This window comes from Hydrogenophaga palleronii NBRC 102513 (genome assembly GCF_001571225.1).
Taxonomy (GTDB): Bacteria; Pseudomonadota; Gammaproteobacteria; order Burkholderiales; family Burkholderiaceae_C; genus Hydrogenophaga; species Hydrogenophaga palleronii.
The window spans coordinates 41,628-60,482 of sequence record NZ_BCTJ01000018.1; the positions used below are offsets into that span (position 1 = coordinate 41,628).

At 59.0% G+C, this 18,855-nt stretch carries 12 protein-coding genes and 1 other RNA gene; all 13 read right to left on the minus strand.

Translation table 11 applies throughout. The features are described from left to right. Positions 1 to 216: 216 nt before the first annotated feature. A complete protein-coding gene (locus tag HPA01S_RS13840) occupies positions 217 to 1,308 on the minus strand; it encodes a hypothetical protein (RefSeq protein ID WP_066270997.1) in 1,092 nt (363 codons plus the stop codon). Continuing rightward, positions 1,308 to 2,984, minus strand: a complete 1,677-nt coding sequence (locus HPA01S_RS13845) for an AAA family ATPase (RefSeq protein WP_066270999.1) — start codon at positions 2,982 to 2,984, stop codon at positions 1,308 to 1,310. Before HPA01S_RS13845 ends, HPA01S_RS13840 begins: the two co-directional genes overlap by 1 nt. Continuing rightward, the gene (locus tag HPA01S_RS22740) at positions 2,981 to 4,312 is read right to left on the minus strand and encodes a restriction endonuclease subunit S (protein ID WP_084360683.1); all 1,332 of its coding nucleotides are present in this window, start codon (positions 4,310 to 4,312) and stop codon (positions 2,981 to 2,983) included. The genes HPA01S_RS13845 and HPA01S_RS22740 overlap by 4 nt, the downstream gene beginning before the upstream one ends. Next, positions 4,312 to 5,766, minus strand: coding sequence for a class I SAM-dependent DNA methyltransferase (locus tag HPA01S_RS13860; protein ID WP_066271006.1), 1,455 nt, complete (start codon positions 5,764 to 5,766; stop codon positions 4,312 to 4,314). The genes HPA01S_RS22740 and HPA01S_RS13860 overlap by 1 nt, the downstream gene beginning before the upstream one ends. A 41-nt stretch (positions 5,767 to 5,807) precedes the next feature. Then, positions 5,808 to 9,311, minus strand: a complete 3,504-nt coding sequence (hsdR, locus tag HPA01S_RS13865) for a type I restriction-modification system endonuclease (protein ID WP_066271011.1) — start codon at positions 9,309 to 9,311, stop codon at positions 5,808 to 5,810. A 747-nt stretch (positions 9,312 to 10,058) separates the two neighbouring features. Next, positions 10,059 to 13,754 (minus strand): ATP-dependent DNA helicase, encoded by a 3,696-nt coding sequence (locus tag HPA01S_RS13875; protein ID WP_066271014.1) that lies wholly within the window; start codon positions 13,752 to 13,754, stop codon positions 10,059 to 10,061. After that, positions 13,754 to 14,281, minus strand: coding sequence for a hypothetical protein (locus HPA01S_RS13880; protein WP_066271015.1), 528 nt, complete (start codon positions 14,279 to 14,281; stop codon positions 13,754 to 13,756). Before HPA01S_RS13880 ends, HPA01S_RS13875 begins: the two co-directional genes overlap by 1 nt. A 188-nt stretch (positions 14,282 to 14,469) precedes the next feature. Beyond that, positions 14,470 to 14,718 (minus strand): helix-turn-helix transcriptional regulator, encoded by a 249-nt coding sequence (locus tag HPA01S_RS13885; protein ID WP_066271017.1) that lies wholly within the window; start codon positions 14,716 to 14,718, stop codon positions 14,470 to 14,472. Between the two features lie 138 nt (positions 14,719 to 14,856). Continuing rightward, complete coding sequence (locus HPA01S_RS13890; RefSeq protein WP_066271019.1) at positions 14,857 to 16,095, minus strand: tyrosine-type recombinase/integrase; 1,239 nt, start codon at positions 16,093 to 16,095, stop codon at positions 14,857 to 14,859. A 184-nt stretch (positions 16,096 to 16,279) separates the two neighbouring features. Beyond that, positions 16,280 to 16,656, minus strand: a transfer-messenger RNA (tmRNA) gene (gene ssrA, locus HPA01S_RS13895). A gap of 12 nt (positions 16,657 to 16,668) precedes the next feature. Further along, positions 16,669 to 17,313: an HAD-IA family hydrolase gene (locus HPA01S_RS13900; RefSeq protein WP_245638654.1), complete on the minus strand. Its 645-nt coding sequence runs from the start codon at positions 17,311 to 17,313 to the stop codon at positions 16,669 to 16,671. Positions 17,314 to 17,342: 29 nt separating this feature from the next. Beyond that, the gene (gene ubiG / locus HPA01S_RS13905) at positions 17,343 to 18,050 is read right to left on the minus strand and encodes a bifunctional 2-polyprenyl-6-hydroxyphenol methylase/3-demethylubiquinol 3-O-methyltransferase UbiG (RefSeq protein WP_066271023.1); all 708 of its coding nucleotides are present in this window, start codon (positions 18,048 to 18,050) and stop codon (positions 17,343 to 17,345) included. 71 nt (positions 18,051 to 18,121) lie between these two features. Continuing rightward, a complete protein-coding gene (gene ompA, locus HPA01S_RS13910) occupies positions 18,122 to 18,769 on the minus strand; it encodes an outer membrane protein OmpA (RefSeq protein ID WP_066271025.1) in 648 nt (215 codons plus the stop codon). Positions 18,770 to 18,855 lie beyond the last annotated feature (86 nt).

An 18,855-nucleotide genomic window follows, 5' to 3' on the forward strand; every position in this document is an offset into this window, starting at 1 on the left:
CGGCCATAAGACTCGAAAGTCGGCAGTGCAGCGATTGCTACTGCTCGCCAGCACGGCCCGGATGTCCCCATTCTCGTGGACTGTCGTCAGTGAAGGTCATGGCAACGGCAACGTTTTTAAGTCTACAAGCATTGTTGATCATGCCAAAGGCGCGATCTTAGGTTTAACAGCCATGCTAGGGCCTATTTGAGTTTGATGCGCGTGGGCGAACGCCATTCATTGAAAGAATAGAGCCTCCACGTCATTGATCACTTGGGGCGTTGGAGCAATTGCTTTCCGCAAGGCCTCACGGCTCCCAGGGTTCATAACACTCACCGCTGCGTAGACACGCGCACGCCAATAGTTAAAGGGCGTTTGCCTTTGCGCTTGGCTTTTGGCAGTCCCGCTCTCTCGGAGCTTCACCAGAAAACATGCATCATCTTGTGCGCGTGCATCTTCGGCCACCTTTGCTCCCAACTCCCTGAATTCCCCCTCCACGCGAGACTTGATCTTGTAGACATCATCCCAAGTCGCCAGCTTCTCCTGTCGATCGGGATCGATGCTCTTGAAGTTAACGACCACGCGCGGGAACAGCTCGTGTGCGTCATCAATTACCACCTCAATCTCGTTCAATAACGCGCGTTCAGACCATGGCGAAAAACTGAGACGCCGGACCCCGTCCTTAAGCAGCAGGTCCTTGGCCAGCTTAGCTTTGGAATTGCATGTGGTGCAGATGGGGAGCAGATTTTTCGGGGCCACCCCGTATAGGGGGTAAAGGTCTTTGGCCAACAGGTGGTCATAAGGGCCCCGCCATTGCTCGTTGTCGTTCGCGTCTGCCTGAAACGGCGCAAGATATTCAGTCCCACAAACGCAACACAAATTGCCGTTACCTGGGGCGATGCCATGACGGAACCGAGCGTAGTGGTCGTCGACGCGTTCGCCACATGCTTGCTCTACGTCCTTGAGCCTCGCCGTGCGCTGAAAGAGGTGAATTGCAAGGATCTTCAATTGCGGAAGAACCGCATCAGGTAAGACTGGCAGCGATGCAGTCCGGTCGGACAGAAACGCAGACGGATCTGTGTTCAATGCCAAAGCGTCCTTGATTGCTTGCTTGTTCCCCTGATCGAGCGCCAACAATTGTGCTCTGAGGGAGTCAACTGCCGTCTGAGTCGGTTGATTTCCAGCTATCGCAGCACACAAGCCAACTGGGAGCAGAGTCTCATCCACGGGCCTACCCTCAAGCGTGGCCAGCATCGTCTCTCGAAAGAAGCGGTTGAGCGCTTCAAACACTTCCGACTGCTGAAGATTGGGGTGGACCTCGAACAGCATCAGCCAGCTCTCAACTTGTTGATGAGGTACGAACGCTCCATCGACTCGCCAACAGACTCCTCAAGCCATGCAAGTTTTTGTGCGGTCGTGAGCTGAGGGTTTGCCAACTGCTCACGAATTTCGTGGACAGCGGTTTCAGAGATCGTTGCGCGTAGGTTGAAGTGCTTTTTGATCAGTACGTCAAATGATGCCCCGAAGGTCTCTCCTGGCGGATTCGTCATCTCTGTTGCACCGTTGATCTTCTTAAAGTGGAACACTGCTTCTCGGGGCAGCGAAGAGACTAAGAAGGGCGAGTGCGAGGAGACAATGGCTTGAGCTTTGCCATTGGCTTCGTTAGCGCTTTCAAAGTCCAGGTGGAAGCGGGCACGCCAGCTTGGGTTCAAGTGTGTTTCGGGCTCGTCGTAGAGGAACAGCGTTTCATCATCACCGAAGAGCCGGACGGCACCCAGGGTCAATAGAAGTTGCACTTCCCCGTCGCTCAGGTCGTCAAACGCGACCGTTTTCACGCCATCGGACATCCAAAGTTCCTGCACCGAAAGAGGGAGCTTCCCCTTAAGCGGCTTTTCAACATGCCCTTGAAAGCTATCGCGACGCAACGCGCGCTTTACGATTCCTGACCATTCATCAACGCCTAGAAGTTGAAGCTTATAGAGCGCAGAGAACCACTGGTCGGGCTCTCGAGAGTTGTCAGCCATCCGATTGATGACATCGGGATCTTGGAAATCGAGCTCTATCTCACCCGCCAAATGATCCAGCTCCAATAATTCGTACTGACCTTCACTGGTTTTTGGGGAGATCGGCGTACACCTTTCAAGGCCTGCCAATTCGATCAGGCGTTTGATGTCGCGGGCGTTGTCCGTAGCCGTAGCTTGTCCGCGAAGGTCATACCTCAACACTACACGCGTTGGGTGACGGAAAGGGATCTCATGCCATACCGAGTCACGAGCTTCGTTCGTGAGCATGCCAAGCATCGCAATCAAGAGCGCAGCGCAATCATAGTCAAGGAAAAGGTTCCTGGGTATCGCCGTGTCTGTCTCCCGCAGTCTGAAAAGGCCTGATTCTGGGTTTTGCCCTTCGGGTGCGAATATGCCCGGGTTACGCTTTAGATAGCGCTCATTGATGATCAGCGTTGCCTCTTCATCCACTTTTGGGTGAGCAAGCTCATTCTTCAAGTGCGCCCTGACCCGAATCACATCAAAGTACTGAAGCGCATTGCGCATGAAAGCACGCTGAAGATTCTCAGACATGCCGGAGGCGTATCCGATGACCCGTGGAAGCACCAATTCTTCCAATGAGCCGCCCGCCGTGATTTGCCACATTGTCGTCTGGGCCGGCTGCGCATCGCCGTCTTGAACCACGTGGACAAGGTGATGCACTGAAACACGAAGGCCATTCCGTGTGTCCACGCCGAACCGGCGTAAGCCTTCGTAGCGAGACGAAGCCATCTCGTACATAACGCGGAAGTCATACCCTAGGGGCATGCGTACCCGGAAGTCTTTTCGCTGTTGCCGTTCAAGAAAGGCAAAAGCTTCGGCGATGAGCTCTATGACCTGCGACTTGCCCGAACCATTGGCGCCAATGAGGACCGCCACATCGCCTTCCACCATTGAGAAGTCGAAGAGCTGATCCTTTAAGCCTTTGTATTGCCCAAAAAGCTCAATCGACAGAAGCCTCATATAGCGGTCTTCCTTCCGCGTTTTTTTGTACTGATCGATGGCGCTTCCTGCTGCAACCGGCGCAGCAGTTTGCTAGCCGGCTCGTCATTCGGGTCTTGCGGCACAAGTTGGCCACTGAAGGCCTTGGCCATAAAAGCTGGAGTGAGGCGCTCTGTAGCCATCTGCACGTCTTGCACACGGGCATCGATCCGGTCAGCGAAGGCGAAGAGGGTTTCGACACGGCGAACGATTTCGGCTTGCTCGTCCTTTGAGGGCAGCTTCAACGGGAGCGTTCGCAAATCCTCAATGTTGATGCCTGTGTAAGCAACACCCTTGGCCACGCCGGTCAGCCACCGCTGACATTCGTCACTGGCGATCCAAAATGAAATGTATGCTGGGTCAGCCAAAGCCTGGTCAATGGGCACAACTGCAACTTCACGAGACACATTCCAGCCCGTCATATCGTCTGTGGCTACCGCTACCCCACCCAGCGTGCCGCGAACGTTTACCAAGACTTCTCCACCACGCAGCACTGTGCGTTGGTACTCAGCGGAGAGTCTTGGATGAATCAGCTTCATTCCATCGAGTTCAAATCGAAGCCAGCGGACGTTGCTCGTACGCAAACAAGGCGTACCGCCGGGCGTGTCATCTCCCAGCTTGACGACACCGTATGTGATGACACGATCAGGCATACAGATTGTTTGGAGAGTTGTCTCTACCCCCGCATTTATGCCATGCGTGGCGCGCCAATCCGCCGTTAACTGCCCCGAGGTGGCGGCGGCGAGAACGGATTGGCGAAAGCGTTTGAGGATGGGGGCCACGCGGGCCAGGCGGGTGTTGACGGTGTCAACGCGAGTGAGGACGGTGTCGAGTGTGTCGGCAATGCGCTTTTGTTCCAATCGTGGTGGCAAAGCAACCTCAGTGCCTTCAAAGACGCCCTTGGTGACGTGCTGCAACCCCGCACCGCCATGCGCTACACCGATCAGCTCAGTCAGCTTCTGATTGATCGCATGGCGGAAGAAACGTCGATCCAAAAGCGCGTCATCAAAATCAACACGAAAAATGTGCTGGTTGAGAAGTGCTTTGCCACCAAGCCATACATGTGCTCCGAACGAGGTTCCGGGCGTCCCAGACCAAGCGAACAGGAGTTCCCCACCTTTCAAGTAGTGCCTGTTGTCGTATGCACCGTTGAATCGATTGAACGGTGCAGAGCCATTGTTCAAGTTCTGTATCCGAACAATGGGCAGACCATCTTGTGACCACTCCGCAGGCTTGAAAGCACGACCGTTTTTCAGATCGCAAAGGCTGCCGATGGGTGCTTGTACCCAGTTTGTGGGAAGCAAGCTCATCAGTTGCTTTCCCCCAGTTCAGCCAACATCGCCTTCAGCTCAGCCAACGCCCCGTTCAGCTCCTCCACAGCATCGCGCGCCAACACGGCCGGTTCGGGCAAGTCAGCTGCATCCTCCGCGCTGTCATCCTTGAGCCAAGCGATGTCCAGTCTGTCGCCTTTTTCGCTGGCGATCCAGTCGCGGCTGAAGCGGCGGAAGCGCCCTTGTTTGCCTTGGTCTTGTCGGGCGGCTTTGCCGCTGTGCTCGTCGCCGTACTCGGCGATGAAGTCGGCGAAGTGCGCGTCGGTCAGCGGTGTGCGTTTGCCGAATTTGGGGGCGTTGGCGCGCATGTCGTACACCCACACGTCTTGCGTGCTGCCTGTGGCAGCCTGGCTGACTTTCTCGAAGAACAGCACATTTGTCTTGACGCCCTGGGCATAGAAGATGCCGGTGGGCAGACGCAGGATGGTGTGCAGCCTGCACTTGTCCATCAGGTCACGGCGGATGTCGGCGCCTACGCCGCCCTCGAACAACACGTTGTCGGGCAGCACCACGGCGGCGCGGCCGCCGTCGCGCAGGTGTCGCACGATGTGCTGTAGGAAGGCGAGCTGCTTGTTGCTGGTGGCGAAGGTCAGGTCGTCGCGGGTGGGGCCGCCACCACCCTTTGCGGTGCCAAAGGGCGGATTGCTCAGGATGATGTGGCTCTTGGGCAGGCTGCTGCCGGCGCTGCCCAGGGTGTTGCCCACGTGCACGACACCTTCGGCATCACCTTCCATACCGTGCAGCAAGCAGTTCATCAACGCCAGGCGGCGGGTGCCAGACACCAGCTCCATGCCCAGGAAGGCCTGGTTGCGCTGGAACTTGCGCTCCTTTTCGCTGAGGTTATAGAGGTCGTCGGTCCGGTCCTTGATATAGCGGTCGGCGGCGATCAGAAAGCCAGCGGTGCCGGCGGCCGGGTCTTGCACGGTCTCACCGGGCTGGGGTTGGATGACCTGGACGATGGTGTCGATGAGCGGGCGGGGCGTGAAGTACTGGCCCGCGCCGCTTTTGGTTTCGCTAGCGTTCTTTTCCAGCAGGCCTTCGTACAGGTCGCCCAGGCCGTCTTGCCGAGCGCTGAACCAGTCGATACCGTCCAGGCTCTTGACTAGCTGTTCCAAGTGCCGCGGCTCTTTCAGACTGGTCTGTGCGTCGGCATAAATGGCGGCGATCAGCCGGTCCTCACTGGCGGAAAGCTTGAGCAGGGTTTCCCGGTAGTGTCGCAGTAGGTTCAAGCCACTTTCGTCACGAAGCTTAGGCCAGCGCGCATACGCTGGCAACTTGTGGCGTTCAAGGATGCCGTTTTCGGCGTTCTCATACTCCATCTTGATGAAGAGCAGCAGAACAAGTTCGGTGACATAGTCGCTGTAGTTGATTCCGTCGTCACGCAGTACGTCGCAAAGGTTCCAGAGTTTCTGGACGATGTCTTGGGTAGTCATGAAAAGATTACTTGGAGATATTGAGGCTCAGCGACGCATCGTCATGCCGCCCGGAGCCATAGGCCATCAGACAGCGCCCCCATCACGCCTTCAAGCTGCCCAGCAAGCAGCTTGTCGAGCTGTTTGGCGCCGCCGTCGTTGACGAAGGCGTTGTTGATGAAGGCATGGTCGATGACGAGTTCGTGCGTGAGTTGTTTGCCAAGACGGTCTAGCCACTTGCGTTGCACTGGAGTCCAAGGGTGTATGGCGTAGATCCTCTGCATGGCCTGAGCCACACGTTGGTCGAAAGGCTGCAAGGCTTCGCCCAACGCGGCTTGGCGGATGTAGGCAATTACGCCCGCGGCTATGTCTTGGTTGCTGTGGTTTCGCCAGGCGGCCTTGAGGCTGGCTTCGGAATATCCCGCACCATCGAGGAGCAGCCGCACTTCCTTGAGTTGTTCACGGGTGAGGTCCTTGGGTCGATTGACCACTGTTGCCATGGCTGCGGACAGATTGACCTGCTCGCGCACGAAGTGGCCGAAGCTGTCGAGGTAGTCCTCGGGTTTGGCATAAAGGCCCCAGCTCTGACTGCGTTCTTTCAGTTCATCAACATGTGTAGAGATGATAGGCATATAGGCTGTGCCCAGGATCTGCTTGACCTCGGCGAGCTGAAGAAGCAAGCGCGTGTTATGGCGCAGGAAGTCGGCCGCAGCCTGCGGTCCGCCCTCCTGCCCTAGCTGGTGCAAGTGTCGGTGCAATTGCTGCGGGGGAACGCCCCATTGCTGTTCTAGCTGATCGAGCTTCTCTTTGAGTTCGGGCTTTTTATCGGCCTTGTGCGCTGCATCGCGCAATACACGCATGAGCTTCTGATTGAGTTGGTCAAGCACATCGTGCGCATGGGTGCGGTCTGGCGTGGCACCGACGGTCTCATATGCTGCCGGGTTGTTCAGTTCGTCCAGAAGTTGTTCCAAAGTGACTTTGGGGTCCTTGACCAGAGGCTGCATGGTGTTGACCGCTTGCAACGAGGCATACAAGTCTACCGGGTCGTAAATTTTGAAGACCGTCTTACCGATCTCGTCGCAACGACGGGTAGCACGGCCAATCATCTGCTCGTACAGGATGCGGGAGCGCACTCGGCGCATGAAAACAAGATGACAGATAGGCGGAACGTCGATGCCAGTGGTGAGCAAGTCCACCGTGATGGCGATAGTGGGAAAGCGTTCGTTCTTGTAGCGGCGTATGAGCTGGTCTACCTTGTCAGACGCTCCGGTAATCTTCGCCACCGAGGCTTGGTTGTATTGGTCGCCGTGAACAGCCTTCAAGGCTTCGTCGAGTAGACGTTTGACCATGTCGGCATGCGCATCTGTGGCGCAAAAGATCATGGCCTTCTCTTCGCCCATGGGGTCCAACTCTTGAGCGAGCTGTTCGCAGACCACACGGTTGAACGGTTCATTGATGACACGCTTGTTAAAGCTCTCCAGCTCGAAATGCAGGTCGTCTTCCAGCTCGGCAGTTTCGATTTCGCCTGTACCAAGATTGATGGCCTCGACCTGCTGGCCGCTGTCGAAGTGAATACCGTGCTGGCTCAATAGTGTCTGGTAGCGGACAGGGGGTTCGTGATCAATCAGCCAATCGTCGGCCACGGCTTCGCGGTAGGAATAGGTGTAGACCGGGAGACCAAAGATGTCGGTGGTATGGCGTGCTGGAGTGGCAGTCAAACCCACTTTGATGGCGTCGAAGTAGTCGAGGACTCGCCGGTAAGTGGAAAGGTACTGAGCTTGATCACGTAGGGTGAGTTCTCCCTCGGTCATGTCCTGGTCTAGTGCGTAGCCGCGATGGGCTTCGTCCACGATGATGCAGTCGAAGGCATCTAGCGGGGGCGGGTTGTCGCTACCAAAGATGCGCTTAACCATGGCCTGAACGGTAGCCACCTGCACACGAGTTTCGGCTTCGGCCGCCATGTCGCCCAGCTCAGCGATGTTGTAGATATTGGAAAGAGGCTGACTTTGCTCCAACGGCGCTTCGTTGAAGGCATCAATGGCTTGGTTCCCCAGGGCTGTGCGGTCCACCAAAAACAATATGCGACGGAACCGCTCAGCCTTGAGGAGACGGTAAATGAGGCCGATGATGGTGCGTGTTTTCCCCGTACCGGTGGCCATGGCCAACAAGCAGTTCGCCTGACCGGCGGCAAGTGCAACCTCGACTGCGCTGATGGCCTTCTCTTGGTAGTCACGCAGCCCCAGGTACGAGAATCCTTCTCGCTGCAGTTTGGCTTCAGCTTCGGCCTTGTTCCGGCGGAGCTGGTCGAGCAGACCTTCGGGAGAGTGAAAGCCTTGCAGCGGTTTGGCCAGGTTGCCCTTGTGGCGTACATCGCGGAACCAGGTCCCACTGGCCTCCGGGCTCTGCTTCACCAACGGGCGACCGTTGCACGAGTATGCGAATGGCAGGTTGAACGAACTGTCTTGCCCGTCAGGCCAGGGGCCTTGACGCCCCTCTAAGAGCCACGCTGCCTCGTGCTCTGGTTGGATGTTAAATCCACGGGCGTAGCGCTCAGCTTGGCCCAGCTTTCCTGCCACATTAACGTTTATGCGCTTGGCCTCGATCGCCGCAATGGGCGAGAGACCCGCGAAGAGCAAATAATCAGCGCTCTGCTTGCCGGCGATGGGCCATTCGGCAATTGCCAAGTTGCGGTTGCGCTCAGGACGGATGCCCTTCGAATGAGTGAGTTCGAGTGTGTCTACTTCCCAGCCAACCTCCCTGAGCATCTGATCAATGATAAGGCGGGTGGACGCTTCGTCAATTGCGACCTTCTGAGCAGCCTGGGTCGCGCGCTGCGCAAAGGTTTGAATGTCCTGCGAGCTGGCAGTGGTGGGCTGAGCATTGACAGTCTGCAGGTGGGCGTCGAACTCGGCCTTGAGGGCTGCGTAGCGAGTGCTAGCCTCTTCCGCCAGGCTTTCGTACACGCCACGTTCTTCAGTTGCCCGTTCGGCCAGCAGTTTCTCTTGCGCTGCCTGGGCAGCTAACAACTCGGCCATCCGAGCCTTGTCTGCCTGCTCGGCTTGGGCTTGCTGGAGGTGCTGTGTCAGGTCGGTTACTTGCTGCTGCAGCGTCAATAACCTGTGGCTTGGATCGTCCGGCAGGATGAATGCACCGGGCTTGAAATTTGCGTCGCGGCCGAAAGTGCGGTGGAACCACAACGCTACTTCCCGTGCGACCTTCAGCGTCTCCAGCCCTTCGCGGTAGCCGAAGCCGTGGTTGGCCCGATGGGCCGCCTCGTTCCCCCGCTGGCGCAACAGGTGGAACATCTGACGCACCTGCGAATCCAGTCCGAGGCGTTGATCTACGGCTCGCAGCAATTCAGCCTGCGTGGGCTGTTGGAGGCGCACACCGATGCGCGCTGCCACATCCTGAGTTATCGACTCCGCCAGCAAGCGAAGCTTGAGCACGCAACTGGCTGGATCGAACGGATAGACACGTTCGGCTGTCGATCCGAGATCAGCCAGCAACGGACTGTGCGCAGCCAAGAAGCTGAAATTGCTGGCTCCGGGTGTGTTGTCTCGATCCATTGCTATCCTGATGTTGTCAGTCAGCTCCACAGTTCGTCTGCCCAGACCTTCCCTCGGACGAAGCACCTCGCACAGCTTCCAAGCCATGCTCTTGCGCGTACGTCAAGACCAGCACCTCGACCATGGACGCTACGGACCGGTGCTCTCTTTCCGCCGCGAGCTTCAGCAACTGCTTGACGTTTCCTGAAGTGCGGATAGACAAGGTCTCATCCTTTAGCTGCTTCATGGTGGTGTATCCAAATGTCTTGGCGTGCAAATGTACTGCGTTTTGCAGACATCCTGCAAAGCATGGTGTGCTTCTTTCCGTGTTCATGACATCTTCAGGCACCTCCAGGTTGCTCGTTGCACAATTGAATGCATGAATGCGAGCGAATCGTCTTCTTGGCCGCTATTGGTCGAATCAGTCCTTCACCGCTAGACGCCTCCTGGACAGCTCACAGTCTCATGGCGACTTCGAGGATCGAAGTGCTGCATTGCAGCGTGAGGAGCCCTTCGAACCCTCGCCACCAACGGCAGCGTAGTGGCGCATCGCTGCTAGCAAGGCGCAGCCGCGTTCAAGGGTCAATACGCAGCTCCAGCCGGTCGTATCGTTCCGTCATCAATCTAAGGCGTGGCCAACTAAGTGACGGGGCTTCCACGTGCACAAGAACCGCCCGTACCGCGCCTCTTGCAGGTCCGGTGGATGCGCAATACGTCAAGCGCATCCTCGCGAGATCAGAAGGGCGCTTTCGGGAGCGACCCCGCCCGTCAGCGGTTGAGGGCCACTCTGACGCGCTGAGCAACCATAGCTATGTGCGCCATGTCGAGCCCCGGCCCCTCCGTCGAGGTGAACAAGTTCTGGCCCTCGATGTAATCGTTGGCGGCGTACCAAGCCTTCTTTTTTTCCCAGCCCCGCCTGTAGTCGTCCCGATCAAGCATCCCGAGGTGTTCCCAGAGGATCAGCTCCCCCGCATCTGTCTCCCAACTGAAGTCGGGGCGCAGCCGGTAGGGATAGCCTTCGCCTTCCAGCCGGCGGTTGTACGCGTAGTCGCCGAGATTGACATCCGGGCTGGCGAAGTACGTGGCCAGCGTGAGCTCAGACTTGCTCTGCACCATGACGTTCTTGCTGGTGCGATGCACGAGGTGCTGCGCATAAGGGAAGTCGTCGCTGCAGCGCACGCCGACGGAAAAGAGGTTGGTGTTGCGCCGCGCCGTCTCAGAGTTCGTCGGCTGTGAAAGATCAAACAATGAAGCGGCATTCTTGCCCTGGATCAGCAACACGAGCCGCTTTTTCGAGCGCGTAAGCGCCGTGTAGACCAATTCGCGCGACAGAAACCGCGCCTTTTCGGGCAGTACCACGAACACCTTGTCGAATTCGCTGCCCTGCGCCTTGTGAACGGTGAGTGCGTAGGCAAGTTCGAGAGGCCCTGAATTGCTGGAAAACTGGCCCGGGCTGAATCCGAAGCGCACGTCAGCACGCTGGGCAAAGGCAACGTTCAGATACCTGCCCTTGTTGGGCGCGGGGGCTGTGACGCCGATTTCGCCATTGGCCAGGTACATATCATCGACTCTCGCCTTGAGCCTCCCGTTCCAGCCATCGCGCTTGCCGTTGCGCGTCAGGATGACCTTGTCGCCCCAGACGATCTCTTCGTCGCCAAGGCTCAGCCCCCACGGCTGGCGCGCGGAGTTGAGCTGCTGACGCCGGAAGGTGCCCTGGACCCAGCGGTTTATCTGGTGGATTCCATGGGACTGCAGGCGAACGGGAGAGAGCATCTGAAAGCGCTCGGCGCCATCGTGATCATCGAACGGTACGAAGCCTTCAGTGGTCAGTCCGAGCGCAGCGTTGAACCCAGTCACATCGTCCGGCGTCTTCAGCCCGAGCTCTGAAACGAACTGCTCGCCAATGAGCCGGTACAGGTCCGCAGGTGTCTGCCACGTGCACACCCGTAGGTCGTTTAGGTTCTCGCCTTCGCCCTCTTCACTGAGCACCCATTCCGCGTCGGCCGGCTGCTGCTCCCGCGTGAACCAGGAGGCAAGCTTCAGCGTGTCCGACGCCTTCCCCTGATCGGCGGTGCGCAGTTCGATGCCGAGCCTTGCCAGCGCGCTGGCCTGCGGCGAGCCATTGTCCGCGGCGTCCATGTAGGCGACCAGATCAGCGAAGGGACGGCCGACGCCGATCGGCGGCAGTTGGTTCGGATCGCCCACGAGAATGACGCGCTGGACATGAACCAGATCGAGTGCCAGCAGCGTCGCCAGCAGGTCGTCCATGGTGAGCATCGAGCACTCGTCGATAACGACGGTCTTCTCCTGCCTGTACTTCTCCTCGCCGTCGAAGTGCACCCGCTGTCGCAGACCGTCATAGCGTTTGAGCTGATACAGGAACTGCGCGACCGTCATTGCGTTCGCGTTCGCTTTCTGTGACAGCCGGACGCGCGCTTTACCGGTCGGGGCAAGAAACAGGATGCCGCCGGTGGCAAGCTTCGCTGATTTCAGCAAGCCCGCCAGCACGGTCGTCTTCCCGGTTCCGGCGCGGCCCACTAGGACGGCCAGCTTGGCTGTCGTGATCTGCTCCAGCGCCTTAGCCTGCTCCTCCAACGCAGATACATGGCGCGGGTTGCCGAGATCAGGATTGGTGCCGTTCTCCTTCAGCGCCTCGACTATCAGCTTCTGCCAGGCCTCGCCTGTGCTCGGCAGCCTTGCCGTTGCTCGGCCACTGAGCAGTTTGCCAAGCCGAATCTCCCGGTCCTGAAGCTCTTTGAGCTGCAGGCATTGCACGGCTTCATCGGTTTCGTGGTTCAGCAACAGCCGCAGCCGGGACACCTCATCGGCCAGCAGCGCTTCGTTGCCGTTGAGCCAGTCCACGGGCACTTCACAGGGCTGCGCGAGATTGAGCTTGCCCAGGGCCAGTAGCGCTTCAAGATCGGACAACAGCGCGTCGCCCTGCACGGCCGCGGCGCGCAGAACGGCAACCAGCCCCGCACGCACGCGCCTGCCATCAAGCGGCGAATCCACGCGCGAAGGCTCTTCGACGGGATGAGCTGCGCGAATTGCGCTGTCCGGCATGACTCCGCGATCGACGGTGGCCAGTGAGATGGCGTTGTCCTTGTCATCGCCGATGTCGCATTCGGCGATGCGATAGGGGTTCCCGATGATCGCTGCGTCCGATACAGGCTGCCGCGACGCATTCTTGCGCCGGTTCGGGTCAAGCCACCGCTTCGCCTGCGACGCGCTCAGGCTCATCCGGGACAGTAGCCGGACCAGGGCCCGCCGTTCTTCCGAAAGACCGGTCCAGGTGTTAGCAACGGCTGCTATGTCGGCTTTGTAGGCGCTCTGCGGTGGCGCCGCTTTGCCGCGCAGGATGAGGTCGATGACTGGCCAGGGATCGTCCGTCGACTTTACAGATCCTTTGGCAATCAGCTCCAGCACCAGTGACGTGCCCAGCCGCATGCCGAGGGCCTCCAGGACAGGGCCGGCTCCAGGAAAGGCGCCGCGATCCTGCCAGGTGTTCTCGATCTGCGCGTTGAGCCATTCTTCGCGGTTGTCCCAGGGGCCAGGCGCTATCCCGTGCTCCTTGATCTTCCGAACTGCAGAGAGGCATTTGGTCAGAACCGACAGCGCAACATCGGCAGTTGACAGCTCACCTGCGTAGGAGAACGACATCACATCGACGGCTTCGGGCACGACTGCAATCTCATCGAGCAGCGACCGGCGGCGTGCATCCTCGGCAGCGTCGCCGGTTGGCTGCAGATAGTCGTGGTAAGGCAAGATGAAGCCCGCCTTCCCTTCCGGCCTGATCGAGTGCTGGAACTTGCCGTCCCACAGCGGATAGGTGTCGCCCGAGATCGAAGTGTCGTACTCAATCACGGGAGCGCGAGACTCGACAAGACCGACACCGACCACGAGGCGGGAATAGGCTTCTTCCAATGGGTGGCCGCTCTTTGTGTAGAAGAACACCAGCGAACGACCCGCGGTCAGTCTGCCGAAAAAGAGGTTGCAGATGGCGCGCTGGCGGGTTTTGGAGAAGACCCAGGGTGAAGGGAAAGGTGGCTCCTCGTCAGGGGGAAGCTCCTCGGGAAGCTGTGATTGCAATTCGTCCTGATTTCCGCGCAACATCCAGTAGAAGGGCACTGCAAACGTCGAGTACGGCTGGACAGGAATGTTTGTCTTCAGCAGGTGGCCGTGCGTTTCCTGCGTCTTCTTGTTGCTGGCATATGGATGCTCAACGGTCCTGATCCACTGGTGTTGATTCATGAAGGCGGTTGACTCGTCCTTGCATGGCGGCAGGTCAGCAGGCGGGATGTCGGCGAACAACCTGCCTTTGAATTGGACCTCCTTCAGGTCAATCCGGCTGGAGCGGATGCGTTCGAGGTCGAGGCAGTATGAATTCAGCAGCGGATCGTTGCAAACCGTTCCGTTCCAGCGGTTGTCATGCCACGCAACTCGAACATTCAAATGAAAAGTCATCAGCAGTCTTCCATTGCATTGAACTGGCGCGAGCCTGAGTCGTCGAGGCTGCTCCGTTGAATGTAGCGTAGTGCGACCCGAGCAATCAGAATCAAGCTGGGGGAAGCCCAGGGCATGCGCCCCTTGCGGGTGACATGTATGAAACCGGCATCGATGAGTTCCTTCTTCGCCCGATACAAGGTCGTGCGCGACCGCCAGCCTCGTTCGCTGACCTGCGACCACGCGACGGTCAGATCGCCATTGTTGTCGCCACGATATTGACCGATCAAGTCAAAGAGCAGCTTGCAAGCAAATGAGCTCAACGCGTAGAACGCGGGGCATTCAAAAACACTGTAAACGATGCCCACGAAGTTCTCGTCGAACTTGCTGCCCTTGTGCCTTTTCTTAGCCATGGCCGCTCTCCCCAAGTTGAGAAAGGCGAAGCAGCAATATTGAACACCTACCAGGCCCGTGGTAGCCAACGCCGCCAGATTCTGCAGGCCCGGACGATGGTCCGCCTCCGCCATCAAGCTGCCAAACGATTGCATGCATGCAAGTCTTCGATGTAGACATGTGCATGGGTACGTTGATCGCTTTGCAATGCAGAGCGCCGCGACGATGTGAACGGCGGGCACCGATCGAGGGCACCCTGGAACGAGCGGACACCAGAGTTGGGGCGATGGCGATGCGGTCTACCACCATACGGCAGGCATCCAGATTGGTCGTCGCCAACATCTCAGAAGTCCACGGAGAGTTCGACGCGTTTGGCGTGCAGGCGGATCACGAGCGCGCGAATTTCGCACTCTGTTTTGCCAGCAATGCGTGCAATATTGATCGCACGCACCTCGTCAGCGGGCCAGCCGACAGAACGCTGGCCGATGGCCACGGGCTTCGTGAAGGTGCCCGCCTTGATGGCGTTGTAGATCGATGCGTGCGAGCGGTAGCCGGTCTCAGCCTTGACCTGTGGCAGTCGGATAATCTGCATTTCGTCTTCCAAAGAAAGCTAGGGAGCACTGATTTAGTAACCTGCCACGTAGAGCTCCGGACATTTGTTCAAGTCAAAAACAAAAAAAAGCGACCCACCGGGGTCGCTCGTGTGCGAAAAGACAACAGCGCGGGCGGATCAAGCCGCTTGCAACTGGTGGACCTTCGCGCCCGCCATCAGCGCGTCTAGATAGTCGGCCCACTTTTGCATCATCGCCGCGCGCTGCCTAAGGTAGGTCGTGCGGTTATAGGCGCGGCCGTTGGCGTCCTTCACCGAGTGGGCCAGTTGGGCCTCGATCACCAGGGGATCGCATTCCAGGCGCTCGGTGAGCATGGTCCTGGCGGTCGCGCGGAAGCCATGCCAAGTTTGGATGTCTGACGTGTAGCCCATGGAAATCAGAGCCGTGCGCACCGAGTTCTCGGACATCGGACGCTCATGATTACGCTCGCCGGGGAACACCATGGCGCCGTGGCCGGTGTAGCCCTTGAGGCCTTGAAGAATCTCGACAGCCTGGCGCGACAGGGGCACCAAGTGCGGGTCGCCATTCTCCTTGCCGTCCTTGGTGCGCTTCATGCGCGCGGCCGGAATGGTCCACAACGCAGCGTCTAGGTCAATTTCGATCCACCGCGCCGCCCTGAGCTCACCAGGACGCAGCAACAGCAAAGGGGCAAGCTGCAGCGCGGCACGCACAACAGGGCCACCTCGGTAGGCGCGCGTAGCGCGCAGCAGCTTGCCAAACTCCACCGGGTCCACGATGGCCGCAAAGTGTTTGCCCCGGTAAGGCACTAGCGCGCCCTTCAGGTCAGTCGTGATGTCGCGCGTGGCGCGGCCAGTCGCGACGGCATACCGCCAAATCTGCCGGCACAACATGAGGCCACGGTCGGCCGTCTCGATCGCGCCGCGCTCTTCGGTCTTGCGGATGGTCGCCAGCAGCTCGACGGGCTCGATGTCCTTGATACGGCGCTCGCCGATCCAAGGGAACAGGTCGCGCTCAAGCTGGCGCTTCGACCTGCTGGCGTGCGCATCGCTCCATTGAGGCGCCTGCTTCTCGTACCACTCCAAGGCCGCGGCCTTGAAGCTGTCACCGGTGGGGTTCAACGCCTTTAGCTTTTCGAGCTTCCTCGCCAGCGTGGGGTCGGTGCCGTCGGCGCGCTGCAAGCGGGCCGCATCGCGCGCACGCCGCGCGGCCACCAGGCTCACGGCCGGATAGCTGCCCAGCGCCAGGCGCGAGTCGCTACTGCCCTTGCGGAATTTCCAGAACCACCGCTTGGAGCCGTTGGGGCTGACCTCCAGATACAGCCCGCCCGAGTCGGTTAGGCGCTCACGCTTCTTGTCGGCCGGGCAGGTGGCGTTTTTGCAGTGGGCATCGGTCAGCAAGTGGGCTCCTATCGAGCTTGTTCCCCACATTATTGCCTGAACGGCCATTTGTTCCCCACGACGTTCCCCACAAGGGGTAAAGACGCCCTTGGAAGCCCCTATACCTTCCTGCAAATTAGATTGTTGATTTTTAAAGAAAAAATGCCGCCAACGGTATGTCGTTAGCGGCCTTTATCAGGTCGTATGGTGGAGCTGGGGGGATTCGAACCCCCGTCCGCAAGCCTTTTTCGAGCAGTTCTACATGTGTAGCCGTCTGATTTGGGTCTCGCCGCCCGAGTCGCGCAGTGGCACGCTAAACGGGAAGCCAGCATCCTTGAATCTCATCCTGCGCCAAGGTGCCCGACGCAGAACCAGCCGATGTAAATTACCTTGCAGCCGGGAGGTCTTGCGACCCCCTTGCCCAGCCCATCGGCCTGCTGTTGCAAGGCTCACCGGTGTTTAAGCGGCGAGTGCGAAACGTTCGTCGTTTGCAGTTGGTTTTTTTCTGCTGATTTACGAGGTGACAGAACCTCGACATGCCCTGCTGCGCGTCCGAACCCACGTCGAAACCAGTGCAGCCCCAGGAGATGGAGTTTAAGGCAGTTCCAGCAATTTCAAGACTTGCAGGGGCGAAGAAACCTCTGCGTCGGCGCCCCAGCTCGCCACATCGGCGTCCGGACCGAGATAACCGTACCGAGCAGCCACTGTTGGCATGCCCGCCGCATGCCCTGCCCGGATGTCGCGCTCGTCGTCACCCACGTAGATGCATTGACCCGGCGCCAGCGCCAGCTGGCGCGCCGCTTCCAGCAACGGCGCGGGATGCGGCTTGGTGTGGGCAGTGGTATCGCCGCAGATGACAGTAGAAGCCGTCGCGAAGAGCGACATCGAATGCGTGATGGGCTTGGTGAAGCGCTGTGACTTGTTGGTCACCACGCCCCACATCAGGCCCGCATCCAGGAGGTGCTCGACCAAGGCCGCGACCTCATGAAAGAGCTGCGTGCGCTGCGTGAGGCAGGCCTCGTAAGCCATGAAGAACTCCTCCTTCATGGCAACGAAGTCCTCATGCTCGGGCGAAATGTCAAAAGCCGCCTTCAACATGCCACGGGCGCCCGCGCCTGTGTGTGCGCGGTAGTGGGCCTGCGGCAATGAGGGCAGGCCACGGTGCAATCGCATGCTGTCGACCGCAGTACCCAGATCCGGCGCACTGTCGATCAGGGTACCGTCCAGGTCAAACAGCACGGCACGAACGCCCCTGAAAACAGGCCGGGTCACGGCTTGCGCGTCGCGAACAGGTAGTTCACGCTGGTGTCGTCGCTCAGCCAGTAGCGCTGCGTGATCGGGTTGTACTCCATGCCGCGCGTCTGCTCCAGCTCCAGCCGCTCTGCCCGGCAGTAAGCGGCCAGCTCGCTCGGCCGGATGAATTTTTTGTACTCGTGCGTGCCCTTGGGCAACAGCTGCAGCACGTACTCCGCCCCCAGAACCGCGAACAGAAATGCCTTGGCGTTGCGATTGAGAGTGGAGAAGAACACCCAACCACCCGGCTTCACCAAGGTGGCACAGGCACGCACCACCGAAGCCGGGTCGGGCACATGCTCCAGCATCTCCATGCAGGTGACGATATCGAAAGCCTCTGGCCGCTCCAGTGCCATGGCTTCCGCACTGATTTCCTGGTAACTGACGTTCTGGGTGCCGGCTTCGAGCGCATGCAGCTGTGCCACCCGCAAGGCCTTGGAAGACAAATCGATGCCGGTCACTCGTGCCCCCTTGCGTGCCATCGAATCGGACAGGATGCCACCACCGCAACCGATATCGAGCACCTCTTTTCCGGCCAGCACGGCCAACCCGTCGATCCAATCCAATCGCAAAGGATTGATTTGGTGCAAGGGGCGGAATTCGCTGTCGGGATCCCACCAACGGTGGGCCAGGTCGGAGAATTTGGCCAGCTCGGCCGGATCTGCATTGACGTTGGGATTCATGGCTCGATTATCGTCAGCCCAATAAAAAACCGCGCCGAAGCGCGGTTTTTTTAGAGTCGAACTGAAGGGAATCAGTTCTTGCGGGTGCCGACCACTTCGACTTCCACGCGGCGGTTCTTGGCACGGCCTTCGCGGGTGGCGTTGTCGGCCACCGGCTGGGTCAGGCCCTTGCCTTCGGTGTAGATGCGGTTGCTTTCGATGCCCTTGCTCACCAGGTAAGCCTTGACAGCTTCAGCGCGGCGGTTGGACAGAGCTTGGTTGTAGCCAGCTGCGCCGGTGGAGTCGGTGTGACCCACAGCGATCACGACTTCCAGAGCGATGCCGGAGACCTTGCTGGCCAGATCGTCCAACTTGGCCTTGCCTTCGGGCTTCACGACAGCCTTGTCGAAGTCGAAGAAGGCGTCAGCAGCGTAGGTCACCTTGGAAGCGACAGGCGCAGGAGCGGGTGCAGGAGCGGGTGCAGGCGCTGCGGCAGGAGCAGGTGCGGGAGCTGCTGCAGGAGCGGGTGCGGGAGCGGCCACAGGCACGATCGCGCCGTCGCAGCCTTGTGCGGCGGTCGCAGGCGTCCAGTTGGCATCGCGCCAGCAGAGTTCGTTGGTGCCGTTTTTCCAGACCAGTTCGTTGGTGCCATTGCGCCAGTTGTCGATGGTTTGGGCGCCGGCGGCCGTTGCCATGGCGGCGGTTGCCAACAGCATTGCCACTTTGTTAAGTTTTTTCATGGTTTTCCTCTATATAAGCCGCAGACAGACTGCGTGACAAGAACGACGCTTCAAGTGACCACCACTAAAAACGCTGGAATTTATTG